Annotated in this window: 6 protein-coding genes and 1 pseudogene; 2 read left to right on the top strand and 5 right to left on the bottom strand. The window is 76.9% G+C overall.

The window, feature by feature from the left end; all coding sequences use genetic code 11:
- Positions 1-113: 113 nt before the first annotated feature.
- Positions 114-3182: an amidohydrolase family protein gene (locus tag ACZ4W9_RS16805; protein ID WP_467936271.1), complete on the bottom strand. Its 3069-nt coding sequence runs from the start codon at positions 3180-3182 to the stop codon at positions 114-116.
- A gap of 221 nt (positions 3183-3403) precedes the next feature.
- On the opposite strand from ACZ4W9_RS16805, the pseudogene ACZ4W9_RS16800 reads away from it, so the two are divergent.
- Together ACZ4W9_RS16800 and ACZ4W9_RS16795 are read left to right on the top strand one after the other, a co-directional pair.
- A pseudogene (locus tag ACZ4W9_RS16800) lies at positions 3404-3626 on the top strand (MarR family winged helix-turn-helix transcriptional regulator); the annotation flags it as partial.
- A 208-nt stretch (positions 3627-3834) separates the two neighbouring features.
- Complete coding sequence (locus ACZ4W9_RS16795) at positions 3835-5199, top strand: alkaline phosphatase (protein WP_467936269.1); 1365 nt, start codon at positions 3835-3837, stop codon at positions 5197-5199.
- Between the two features lie 165 nt (positions 5200-5364).
- Here ACZ4W9_RS16795 and ACZ4W9_RS16790 read toward each other — a convergent pair whose 3' ends face one another.
- The 4 genes from ACZ4W9_RS16790 to ACZ4W9_RS16775 form a co-directional block, all read right to left on the bottom strand.
- Positions 5365-8784, bottom strand: a complete 3420-nt coding sequence (locus ACZ4W9_RS16790; RefSeq protein WP_467936267.1) for a helix-turn-helix transcriptional regulator — start codon at positions 8782-8784, stop codon at positions 5365-5367.
- A 161-nt stretch (positions 8785-8945) separates the two neighbouring features.
- The gene (gene bdeA / locus ACZ4W9_RS16785) at positions 8946-9875 is read right to left on the bottom strand and encodes a bis(hydroxyethyl) terephthalate hydrolase (protein ID WP_467936265.1); all 930 of its coding nucleotides are present in this window, start codon (positions 9873-9875) and stop codon (positions 8946-8948) included.
- Positions 9876-10435: 560 nt separating this feature from the next.
- Positions 10436-11665: a cytochrome P450 family protein gene (locus ACZ4W9_RS16780; protein ID WP_467936263.1), complete on the bottom strand. Its 1230-nt coding sequence runs from the start codon at positions 11663-11665 to the stop codon at positions 10436-10438.
- A 342-nt stretch (positions 11666-12007) separates the two neighbouring features.
- Positions 12008-12571 carry an AMIN-like domain-containing (lipo)protein gene (locus ACZ4W9_RS16775; protein ID WP_467936261.1) on the bottom strand — a complete coding sequence of 188 codons (564 nt, stop codon included), beginning with the start codon at positions 12569-12571 and terminating at the stop codon, positions 12008-12010.
- Positions 12572-12602: the final 31 nt, after the last annotated feature.

Genomic DNA, 12602 nt, shown 5'->3' with positions numbered 1-12602 from the left:
GCCGGCGGGCCCTGAAGCGGTCCGTCAGGAAGGCGCGCTGGACCGGTTCCGCGTCGCCGGGCCGCGGGTGACGCACGGGCGGAGCGGGCCGGGCGGCGTGCGGGCGGTGGTGCTCAGGCGGGCGTCGTGGCAGCGCCCCGGACGGCGTCCAAGAGGTCGCTCTGGTAGTGGGCGACGCCGTCCCGCAGGACCAGCGGGGTGCGCGGAAGGCTGGCGAAGTCGGTGAAGGGATCGCCGTCGACGACGGTCAGGTCCGCGATCTTTCCCGGCTCGACGGTGCCCAGGTCTCTCTCGACGCCGAACAACCGCGCGGGGACGGCGGTGGCGCACAGGAGGGCCTGGGCCGGGGTGAAACCGTGGGCGTGCAGGGCGCGCAGGGCCAGGTGGAGGGAGAGTCCGGCCGGGACCAGGGGCGCGTCCGTGCCCACGGCGAGCAGGGCGCCCTCGGCGGCGAGGCGCCGGTAGGCGGCCATCTCGGTGGCGAGGGCCCGCCGCTGGCCGTCGGTGGGCGGCGTGCCGGCGCGTTCGCGGACGGCGGTGACATCCCAGGGCGGCATGAGGGTCGGCACGCGGGGGTCGTCGGCCAGGGCGGGGTCGGCGCCGAGCAGCGGCTGCGCGGTGAACGGGGTCATGATCAGGGCGAAGCGGCCGTCGGCGTACTGCTGGACGAGGTCCTGGTGGATGTGGCCGGTGGGGGTGGTGGCATGGCCGTAGGGCAGGCGCTGGGTGGCCTGGAGATGGGTGGTGAGGTCCTGCCCGGCGGCCCGGCCCGGCGCGCACAGGTGGCTGCCGCTCGGCACCCCGAGCCGGTGTGCGGCCTCGGCGGCCCGCGCCATGACCTGGCCGGAGGCGCGGACGTAGGTCTTGACGAAGTCCACCCGCAGGGCGGTGGCCCGCTCCAGGGTGCGCCGCACACCGGCACCGGTGCGGTGGGCGCGGCCCATGGCGTACGCGGTGCGGGCGCCGTCGATGAGTTCGGCGCAGGCCAGCAGGCGCGGCCCGGTGCTGTGCCCGGAGGCCAGGGACTCGCGCAGCCGGATCGCCTCGTACAGGGACGCGCCCAGGCAGGCCATGGTGGTGATGCCGTAGGCGAGCGCGGTGAGGCCGTGGCGGGCGCCGTAGGTGGCGCTGTAGGGGTGGGTGTGGCTGTCGAACAGGCCGGGCAGGACCGTGAGTCCGGAGGCGTCGACGGTGCGGTGGCCGGGGCGGCGCGGGCGGTGGGGTTCGACCGCGGTGATCCGGCGGCCGTCGGTGAGGATGTCGACGTCCTGGCGCGGGGCCGTACCGGTGCCGTCCCACACCTGCCCGGCGTGGACGCGCAGTCGCTGCCGGGGGCGGACCGGGCGGTGGACGAGCGGCACGGGCAGCGTGCGGGGCCCGGACGGGGCCGGGTCGAGGAGACGGAGCCGGCCCGAGGACAGGTAGAGCAGGGTGTTGGTCTCGCGTGCCCAGGTGGGGTGGTCGGCCGGTTCGTCGGTGAGCCGGCGGGCGGGACCGGTCGGGGTGCCGTCGCCGGCGACGGGCAGCAGCCAGAGCGCCGACTCGGCGACCAGCGCCATCCGTCGGCCGTCGGGCGACCACACGGGTCCGGCGGCGGCGCGGTCGGACAGGGACTGGTGGGCGGCGGGCAGATGGCGCCTCTCGGTGCCGGTGCGGGTGTCGAGGACCCGGATGAGGTGGTAGCCCTCGCGGAAACGGTGGTTGAGCCGGTTGCGGTCGCAGAAGGCCACGTACCGGCCGTCGGGCGACCAGGTCGGGGCGCCCGGCGGTCCGTCGGCGGCCAGCGGCCGGGCCAGGACCCGCTCCGCGCCGGTGGCCAGGTCGCGCAGCAGTACGTTGCCGCGGGTGTCCTGACAGGCGAGCCGGGTGCCGTCCGGGGACGGCGCCGGGTACAGCCGGCCGGGGCCGGTGACCGGCTCGTCGTGGCCGCCGTCCAGGTGGAGCCGGCGTACGGCCGTCAGCCCGTCGCGGTCGGTGCAGTACAGCAGGCTGCGGCCGTCCGGTGCCCAGGCGGGCATCTGCACATGGTGGACGGCGGCGGCCTGGAGCAGCTTGCGGGGCGTACCGCCGACGGGCAGCACCCACAGGGCGTTCAGCGCCACGAAGGCCACGCTGCCGCCGTCGGGCGCGAGGGCGGGCAGGTGGATGCCGCGCACCGGGCCGGCGGCCTCCGGGGAGGGCGGCTTGGGGCGTCGCCGGAGTCGCGGGACCGGCATCCGGGCGGTGAAGGGGATGTCCCGGACCGCGCCGGGGGCGCCGAGGGAGCGGACGCGGAGCCGGCCGTCGGCCACGTACAGGAGCCGGTCGTCGTCGAGCCAGCACGGCGGTGCCGCCGCCAGGTCCTCGCCCTCGGTCACCACCCGGCCGTCCACCAGGAGCGCGGCCCGCGCGGCCGGCAGGGACGGGGAGGCCGTGGTGCCGGACAGGTGCACGTAGGCGATCCGGCCCGAGGGGGACACCGACGGGCACAGCAGCCGGCCCTCCCCCACCTCGCGGAGCACCTGACCGGGACCGCCCGCGGCGGGCACGCGGACCAGTCTCAGGCCGCCGTCGGTGCCGCCGTCGGGCGTGTGGGCGGCGCGGACGCACACCACCGAGCGCCCGTCGGGCCACCACACCGGGTCGCTGTCCTCGAAGGGGCCGCCGGTCAGCCGTACGGCCGCGCCGCCGGCCGCGGCCACGGTCCACAGCCCGAACGACGCACCGGTCACCGCGTCGCCGCCGCGTTCGGAGGCGAAGACCAGGCGGCTGCCGTCGGGCGACCAGGACAGGCCCCGGTCGTCCCAGGGCCCGTCGGTCAGCCGGCGCAGTGCGCTGCCGTCGGTCCCGAGCGTCCACAGGTGGAAACCGCCGCCCCGGTAGCCGCCCACCGCCAGCCGCCTGCCGTCGGGGGACAGGACCGGGCGGGTCGCCTCCAGGTCCCAGTCGGTGATCCGCACCGCCTCCCCGCCCTCCGGCGGCACGCGCCACAGGACGCCTTGCACCTCGGCGATCAGCACGGACCCGTCCCGGGACGAGGTCACCGATCCGCCCGTCGTCTCCTGGTAGCGCAAGGTCTGCCGGCCCCCGGAGGCGGACGCGGCCATAGCCGGGGGTGCCACCGGGGACGCCGCCGCCGTCAGTCCGGCGGCGGACGCCCGCAGCAGGCCCCGGCGGCTGACCCGTCCGTGATCCGTCGCCATCGCTCTCCTCACCAGGTCGCCCGACGACCGTCCCCGGCGCACCACCACGGTGGGCCGGCGGCACGGCCGGGTCCATGGTGGCGGCCGACGGGACCGGACGCGGGACGACGCGCTGGATTTCGGACACCGTGCGCGGGATCCCGGCGGTGTCCGGTCCGGGCGGCGGCCCGGGCGCGCTTCCTCGCGCCGGGCAGGCCAGGTGTCCGGGCGGATGGGCCCGCGAGCCCTCCGGCGCCACGTTCGTCGTCGACAAGCTGGAGAAGCAGCACCTGGTCGAGCGGCGCCCGCACCCCACCGACCGTCGCGCCAAGCAGCTCCCGCTCACTCCCGAGGGCACCGCGCCGCGCGAACGCCTCCTCGGATGCCTCGCCCGGGACTCACCGCCGGCCGGCCTCGGCCCGCGCACGGCGACGCACGCCGCGGGGGCTGCTGGAGCAGGCGATCGTCAAGCCCCGGGCCGTACCGGCGCAAACGGATCCCCGGGGTGCGCCACCGGTGGGCCGCGGCCACGGCACCGGCGGGTCCGGGCGGGCGCCACGCAGCCGAAACCAGCGCCCCACCAGGGGTTTTCCGGTGATTCACCCACGGCTGATGGGCTGACCCCCGTCGACGCCCGTCCATCCCGGACGGGACGCCCCAAGGAGCCGCTTCCATGCACAGACCGTCCCGCCGTCACCTCACCCTCGCCACCGCGCTGGTGGCGTCCACCGCCGCCGCCGTCGCCTTCACGACCGGTGCCGGTGCGACCGACACCAAGCGGCAGGCCGAGGACGCCATCAAGGGCGGCAAGGCGAAGAACGTCATCCTGCTGATCGGCGACGGCATGGGGGACTCCGAGATCACGCTCGCCCGTGATTACACCGTGGGCGCCAACGGCCGCCTGAACATGGACAAGTTCCCGCTGACCGGCGAGTACACCACGTACGCCGTGCACAAGGACGGCACGCCGGACTACGTCACCGACTCCGCCGCGAGCGGCAGCGGCTGGGCGACCGGTGTGAAGACGGTCAACGGCCGCATCTCCAAGACGCCCGGCTCCGACAAGGCCGTCCGTACCATCCTGGAGCTGGCACAGAAGAACGGTTACGCCACCGGCAGCGTCACCACCGCCGAGCTGACCGACGCCACCCCGGCCGTGCTCGCCTCGCACGTCACCGACCGCTCCTGCCAGGGCCCGGCCGACATGGCCAAGTGCCCCGCCGACACGATCGCGGCGGGCGGCCCGGGCTCGATCGCCGAGCAGTCCGTCGACCACAAGGTGGACGTCCTCTTCGGCGGTGGCAAGCAGCGCTTCGACCAGAAGGTCACCCACGGCAGGTACAAGGGCCTGACCGTCACCGACCAGGCGAAGAAGCTCGGCTACCAGGTCGTCACCGACGACGCGTCGATGAAGGCCGCGAAGTCCGGCAAGCCCGTCCTCGGCCTGTTCGCCTCCGGGAACGTGCCGGTCGAGTGGACCGGCAAGCCGGCCGCCGTCGGCGGCACCGCCCCGCAGCGCTGCGTCACCGCCAACCCGAACCGGCCCTCCAGCACGCCGAGCCTGGCGGACTCCGCCACCAAGGCGATCCAGCTGCTGGAGGACAAGCAGCGGCGGAAGCACTCGAAGAACGGCTTCTTCCTGCAGATCGAGGGCGCCTCCATCGACAAGCAGGACCACGCCGCCGACCCCTGCGGCCAGATCGGCGAGACCGCCGCCTTCGACCGCGCGGTGAAGGTCGCCCGCGCCTACGCGGCCAAGCACCCGGACACGCTCGTCGTCACCACCGCCGACCACGGTCACACCAGCCAGATCGTCCCGCTGGAGGCCACCCCGCCCGGCCTGTCCTCCACCCTGGTGACCAACGAGGGCCAGCAGCTGAAGGTCAACTACTCGACCAACACCCCGGGCCAGTCCCAGGAGCACACCGGCACCGAGGTCCGCATCGCCGCGCAGGGGCCGCTGGCCTACCGCGTGCTCGGCGTCACCAACCAGACCGACCTGTTCACCACGCTCCGCGAGGCCCTGCGCCTGCGCTGAGCCCGGTGACGGAAGAGGGGGAGACCGGGCCACCGGTCTCCCCCTCTCCTCGTTCACGCCCCTCGGCTCGGTCACGGACCGACTGCTCATGGGCATGGCCCGGCGGCCCGATCACGCCGGACGCCGGCGTGCCGGACGCGGGAGGCATTCCGCGCGGCGAGCCGCTCAGGACTGTCCCACGGTCTGCTCGGCCTGCTCCACCAGGCGGGCCAGTTCCACCCGGGAGCGGACCCCGAGGGCGGCGAAGACCTTGCGCAGGTGGTAGTCGACGGTGCGGGTGCTGACCGACAGGCTCAGGGCCACCTCCCGGTTGGTGAGTCCCTGGGCGACGCGCCGGGCGATGCGCAACTGCTGCGGGGTCAGCCGCGCCAGCCCGTCCGGCGCCGGGGCGCTCCCGGGGACGGCCCCGCCCGGTCCGTCCGCGCCGAGCACACCGGCCGCCCCGAGCACCCCGTTCGCCCGGAGTTCCGCCGCCGCCTGCTGGGCCCACGGTCCGGCACCGCAACGCTCGAAGCCGATCAGCGCGGCCCGCAGATGGGTCCGTGCCTCGCGCAGCCGGCGGCGTCTGCGCAGCCACTTGCCGTAGAGCAGCTCGGTGCGGGCGCGTTCGAAGTCCCCGGCGGCCTCGTCGTGCCGGCGCAGTGCCTGCCGGTACAGCGCGTCGGCGGCCTCGGGCGGGGCCAGCAGGGCGCGGCAGCGCAGCAGTTGGGCGGGGGCCTGGGCGTCGGCCTCACACGCCACCCAGAGCGCGAAGTCCTCGACCGCGTCCCCGGCGCCCTCCGGCTGCCGGGCGAGCGCGCACGCCTCCACGTAGCACGGTACGGCGAGCATCCAGACGGCGAAGTGGCCGCGTTCCGAGCCGGGCCGGACCAGGGGGGCGAGCCGTTCCGCCGCCTCGCGGGGCCGGCCGTGGCCCAGATCGGCGCGGGCCAGCGCCCACTGGGTCAGCGCGGCGGCCTGGGCCAGGCCGTGCCGGCGCGCGATGGTCATCGCCGCCGTCGCGTGCTCGGCGACGGTGTGCGCCTCGCCGGCGATCGACGCGGCCAGGGCCAGTACGGCGTGGTGGTGGGCGGCGGTGTTGCGCTGCCCGGTCCGGGAGGCGCTGCGCAGGCCCTCCTCGGCGTGCGCCCGGGCCAGCGCGTGCCGTCCGGCGCGGAGTTCGCCGTAGGCCAGGTACTCCAGGGCCCGCGCCTCGTGCAGGGCGGACCCGTGCGTACGGGCCACCGCGAGCGCCCGGGCACCGGCCCGCCGGGCGGCGGCGGTGTCACCGAGCAGCAGGGCCGCGGAGGCCGCCCGCAGCAGTTCCTCCGGGCCGTCCGCCGTCCACGCGCGCTCCACGACCCGCCGCAGGGGGGCCGCGGCCCGGTCGAACCGCCCTTGCAGCACCGCGCGCATTCCCGCGCGGTGATCGCGCAGGGCGGCCGCCACGGCACCGGGCTGCCGCACGACCGTGAAGGGTCCGGCGGACGCGGCCGGTGGCCGCCCGACGAACCCGGCGTCGAGAGCCTCCCCCGCGCCGGCGTCCCGCTCGGCCGTGAGCGCCCCGGCGGGCGGGAACGGGGCCCCGGGGGATGCCTGCGCCACCCGGCCGGCACCGGAGACTTCCGTCGCGCCGAACTCCCGCCCGGCCAGGGGCCGGCCGGCGGGGGTGGGCAGGCTCCCGGGTGGTGTCCGGCCGGCGGGACCGGCCCCGGGAGGCCCCTCCATCCAGCCGTCATCCCGCCCGGCCGGCGGCCGGCCGGCGGGGAGGAGCAGGCTGCCGGGCGGGGCCTGGCCGGCGAGACCGGCGCCAGGAGCCTCCTCCGCCGCGCCGAGATGCCCGGCCACCGGCCGAGCGGGGGGCAGGGGCAGGCTCCCGGGCGGGGCCTGGTTCAGGGGGTCGGCGCCGGGCGGTTCCTCCGGGTGGGGTCCGGTCCACCAGCGGCCCTGGGCCAGGGCGCGCAGGCACGCGGTGACGTCGCCCGCCGACCAGGCGGCGTCCGCGGCGGCCAGGGCGGCCTCGGCGGACCGCTCCGGGTCGTGCGGGGCGGACAGGGCCGCGGCGAGCAGCAGGGTTTCGCGGGCGTCGTCGACCGGGCCGTCCCAGCGCAGCGCGGTGCCGCGCAGCAGCTCGGCGTGCGCCCGTACCGGCGCGGGGGCCGGTCGGCGGCCGGCCGTGTCGAGCAGGCGCAGCGCCAGGGCCGACCGACCGGCCAGCAGCGCCTGTTCGGCGGCGGCCGTGTACCGCCGGACGCGGTCGGCGCCCTCCGGGGCGAGTTCGGCGGCGCGGGTGTGGGCCGTGCAGCGCAGGGCGGGCGGGGCCGCCGAGGCCGGGTCCGCCGCGGCGGACGCGAGGGCGGCGGCGAGCGCGGGGGCGGGAGCGGTGACGGCCCACGAACGGTGCAGCAGCGCCGGGAGGCCGTGCGCGTCGGGCAGCGCCCGGGCCAGCGCCTCATGGGCGGCACGGCGCCGCTCGGCCGACGCGCCCGCGTACACCGCGCGGCCCAGCACCGTGCTGCGGAACCCCAGCCGGCTCCCGGCGGCGAACAGCGCCTCCGGCAGCGCGCCGACGCCCGGATCCGACGCCGTACCGGAACCGCCGTCCGACCCGGCCCCGCCCTCGCCGCTCACCTCCCCCGGCGAACCGGAGCCACGGCCCCCGACGGCCCCGCCCCCGGCACCCGGGCCCGGCACCGCATCGCCTCCACGCCCGGGCGCGGCTCCACCGCCGGCGCGCCGCTCCGACGGCGGCCCTGGGCGCGGCCCGTCGTCAGCGAGGCAGCTCACCGCGCGCCCCACGACCCCGGCCTCGGCGGTCGGCTCCCCCGAGACGTGGAGGGCCGCCGCGGTCACGAGCAGCAGGTCCCGTTCGGCCGGTGGCAGGCCGGTCGGGCAGGGGGCAGTCAGTGCGGCGAGGGTCTCGGTGTCGACCAGGGGACACGGCAGGGGCGCGACACCGCCGAGCTGGGCGGGAGTCAGGCGGTGCGCCACGCCGAGCAGCAGGCCGGGGTTGCCTTCGGCGGCGGCCGTGATCTCGTCGCGTACCCGGGGATCGAGGACCCCCGGCGCGGCGTCGTCCAGCAGGGCGGCGGCGTCCGCCGGCGACAGCGGGGCGAGGCGCAGCAGCGGGAGCCCGGCGAACTCCGGGTCCACCGGCCGGTGTCCGGCCACGGTGAGCACCAGGGCGATGCCGCAGCCCGGGGACAGACGCGCGGCGAGCCGGCCGAGGGCGGTCCGGGAGGCGGCATCCCACAGGTCGGCGTCGTCGGCGCAGAGCAGGACGGTCCCGCCCGCGGCGGTCGCCCGCACCGCGCCGGCCAGGTCTCCGGCCGGGCCCGCGGCGTCGGCTGCGGCCACTCCGGCCGCCCCGCACAGCGCCCGCAGCCCGGCCAGGGGCTGCCGGCAGCGCTCGGGAAGGGCGGGTACGACCACGGCGGGCCCGGCGTCGAACGCGCGGGCGATCCGGGCGAGGACGGTCGAGCGACCGCTGCCGGGCTCACCGGTCAGGACGCACGCGCCGCCCTCCCGCAGCCGCTTCCCCAGCGTCGCGACCAGGCCCGGCCGGTACCCCTCGGCACCGCGTCCCGGAGTCGTCTGTCCGCTCATTCCCGAAACCTTACTGACGCGTAAGGACGGGCGGAAGCCGTACGTCCGCACCCCTGTGATCCGTTGCACCGGCACAAGCACCGGTTCCCGGAAGCCGGCCCGGCGCGGCTTTGGCGGCGACCGCCGCGAGGGGTGGTCGCCGCCGGGTCCGGGGCGGTCGGTCAGGAGGTGTGCGGGCAGTTGCCCCGGTACTCCTCGATGGTCAGACTCGGCCTCGGCAGCGGGCAGAGGAACTGCTCGTAGCGGGTGTCGTCGTCGATGAACCGCTTCAGCCAGGAGACGCTGTACTTCGCGATCGTCGTGTTCGAGGTGTTGGGCGTGAAGTGGGTGGCGCCGTTCAGCTCCAGGTACGCCCGGTCGAGGGCCGAGGGGAGCGTGTTGTAGAAGGGCTCGGCGTGGGTGGCGACCGGGGCGATCGTGTCACCGTCGGCGCCGAAGATCAGGGTGGGGGTCTTGATCTCGGACCAGGTCTTGTCGAGGTTCCACGGGGTCAGCGGGATCGCGGCCTGGAGCGAGGGACGGGACTTCGCGGCCTCCAGGCTGCCGCCGCCGCCCATCGAGTGGCCCATGACGCCGAGCCGGCCGGAGTCGATGCGGTTGCGGACGGAGCTGCTCCGGGTGAGGTAGTCGAGCGCGGCGAGCAGCTGGTTGCCCCGGGAGTCGGGCTGGTCCAGCGTGGTCAGCGTGTCGATGGTGAAGACCACGAAGCCCTGGGACGCCAGCCGGGGGCCGAGCCAGGCGATGGAGGACTGGGTGCCGGTGTAGCCGGGCGAGACGGCCACGGCGCCGAAGGTGCCGTCGGCGGTGCTGGTCGGGTAGTAGATGGTGCCTCCGCCGAAGCCGCTGACGGCGAGCCGGGAGACGCTCGTCTCCGCGACGGAGTACGGGCCGCGGAGCGCCTCGATGCTGGATTCGGTGGGCGCCGGGCCGCGCTCGTAGGGGTTGTCCGCACCGTGGGCCGCCGGCCCGCCGAGCAGGGTCAGGCCGACGGCGGCGGTGACCGCCGTGGCGAGGGCCGCGAGCCGTCCGGTACGACGGGTGGGGCGCGGCCGGTGGGCCGGTGCGGTGGTGCTGGTGCGCGGGTGCTGCACGACGAGTCGTCCTCTCTGTCGTCGGCGAGTCGCCGGTCCGGCCCGGAGGGCACGCACAGGCCGGCCGGCGGGCTCCGCCAGTGGGGTGAGCAGTGCCACTGTCGGCGCCGCGCGGCACGACCGGACCGGCAATGTCACCGGTCTTGTGAGGACACCCGCCGGCGAAGACGCGTCGTGCCACCCCGCATCCGGCCCATGGGCGGACCCGGCGTCCCGCACGCCGAACCCGCGCACGACGGCGTACGAAGGCCGGCCGCCCCGGCTCGCCGCGGCCCTGCCGACGACGGCGCGCCGGCGGGGATCAGGCCACCCCGACCCGCCGCACCCGCACCCCCACCCCCACCCACATCGGCACCGGCACCGGCACCGGCACCGGCACCGGCACCGGCCAGCGCACCACCGTGATCGGGTCCGCCATGGTCAGGCGCCCCGGCTCGCCGCACTCCCGCCGGCGAAGGCGCACCACCGGCAATCGGGTTCCCGTGGCCGGCCCCCGGTCGGTCCCGCCACGATCCGGCCCGGCCCGCCGCCGTCACCCCCCCCTGTCCGCCCCGCCGTGGTCAGGCGGTCCGGCCGCCGGGGGTGAACGTGACGGGGAGCCGTGCCGGGCCGCGCAGGCCGCCGGGCCGCCGGGGCAGCTCGGCCGGCGGCACCGCCAGGGCCAGGCCCGGGAGGCGGCGCAGCACCGTTCCGATGGCGATCCGGCCCTCCAGCCGGGCGAGCGGCGCGCCCAGGCAGTAGTGGATGCCGTGCCCGAAGGCGAGGTGGCCGCTGTCGCCCCGGGTGATGTCGAGCCGGTCGGGGTCGGCGAAGCGGTCCGGGTCGCGGTCGGCGATCGCGGACGCGATCACGACGGTGGCCCCGCGCGGGACGGTCACGCCCGCGATCTCGATGTCCTCGCGGGCGAACCGGGCGATGCCCGGGTTGACCGGTCCGTCGTGGCGCAGGAACTCCTCGACGGCGTCGGGCAGCAGCTCGGGGCGCTCCCGCAGCAGGGACAGCTGCCCGGGGTGGGTGAGCAGCGCGGCGATGCCGCCGCCGATCAGGTTGACCGTCGTGACGTACCCGGCCACCAGCAGCAGGAACGTCATGGCGATCAGCTCGTCGTGGCTCAGCCGCCGCTCCTCGTCGTGGGCGCTGATCAGGGCGCTGAGGAGGTCGTCGCCCGGGCGGGCGCGCTTGGTCTCCAGGTGCTTCGTCACATAGGCGTGCATCCGCTGCCACGCCTCGTCGACGACGGCCGGGTCGGGCATGCCCTCGCCGCGTACGAGCATGGCGTCGGTCCACCGCTGGAAGTCCTCCCGGTCGTCCGCCGGCACGCCGAGCAGTTCGCCGATGACGGTGACGGGGAGCGGCAGCGCGAAGTCCGCCACGAGGTCGGCGTGGCCGGCCGGTGCCACCGCGTCGAGCAGCCGGTCGGTGATCTCCTGGACGCGGGGCCGCAGTGCGGTGACCCGGCGCGCGGTGAACGCCTTCGAGACCAGGCGGCGCAGCCGGGTGTGGTCGGGCGGGTCGGAGCGCAGCATGGTGCTCATCATCGACTCGCGCTCGAAGCGGGGCAGCCGGGCGGTGAGGCGGGGGTCCGAGGCGTCGCGGACATCGCTGCTCAGCCGCGGGTCGGCGAGGGCGGCGAGCGCGTCCTCGTAGCGTGTGACCAGCCAGGCTTCCAGACCGCCGGCGATCACGGCGCGCCGGACCGGGCCCTCCTCGCGCAGCCGCCGGTAGAGCGGGAAGGGGTCCGCCAGGAAGGCGGGGTCGGAATAGGGCAGAAGGACTGGCTGCTGACTCATCGTGCCTCCCGGGCCGACACCGACCGCCGATGCCGCTTTGTCGGCATCAGGGGGCATATACCCGTAATGAGGCCGGTGGCAACGGCCGTCACCCCCGCCCGGCGACCGGAAGGCGTCGGCGGGCGGTCGGGGGGTTCCCTCACGACCGCCGGAAGGGTAGGTTCCGGCTACCCCGCGCCAGCGCCCGCGAGGCGTCGGCCCGCCCGTCCCGGGGGGCGGGCCGCGCGGGGTCCACTCGTCCGCCCGCGCCCCCGCAACGGCCGGCGGGGCCCACTCGTCCGCCCGCCCCACGGCCGACGAGGCCCGCTTGTCCGCCCGCCCGCGCCCCGCGCGACGCTCGTCCTACCAGGAGTGCGCCACGTCGACCACGAGCCGGCCGGACAGCTGGACCACCCGGAACGGCAGGCGGGCGCGGACGCCGAGACCGATCTGCGTCTCGCCCTCGAAACTGCCGGCGAACCGGGTGTCCCTGAAGGTGCCGTAACCGCTGACGTCCACGCCCGGGAGGGGCCGGCCGGCCCGCGCGGGGTACGTGGCCGTGCCGCTCGCCGGGTCGTAGGCGGGCGCCCCCACCCGGACGTCGAGCACGGCGCCGCCGCCCACCGGGACGTGGTCGCCGGTGGCCGCCTGGGCGAGCCGGTCGACGTAGCGCACGGAGTAGTCGAGGGTGCCGCCGCCGGGCACGTCGAAGACCAGGCGGTCGAAGCAATCGTGCCGGCCGGTCCGTATGTCCTCCAGCGGCACGGCTCCCGCCGCGGCACCGCCCTTGTCACCGCTGCCCCAGCCGGTCGGGCAGGCCGTCGCGCGGCCGGTGGCCGCCGACGCGGTGCCGGCGGCCACCGTCGCCAGACCCAGTCCGCTCCCCGCCAGCACGAGCGCCGCCATCGCCGCCGCGGTTCGTCGCATGAAGTCCCCCTCGGTCGAAGTGTCACGCCGT

It is taken from the genome of Streptomyces sp. NPDC029296, assembly GCF_055569255.1.
This window is presented reverse-complemented; position numbering and strand designations above follow the sequence as displayed.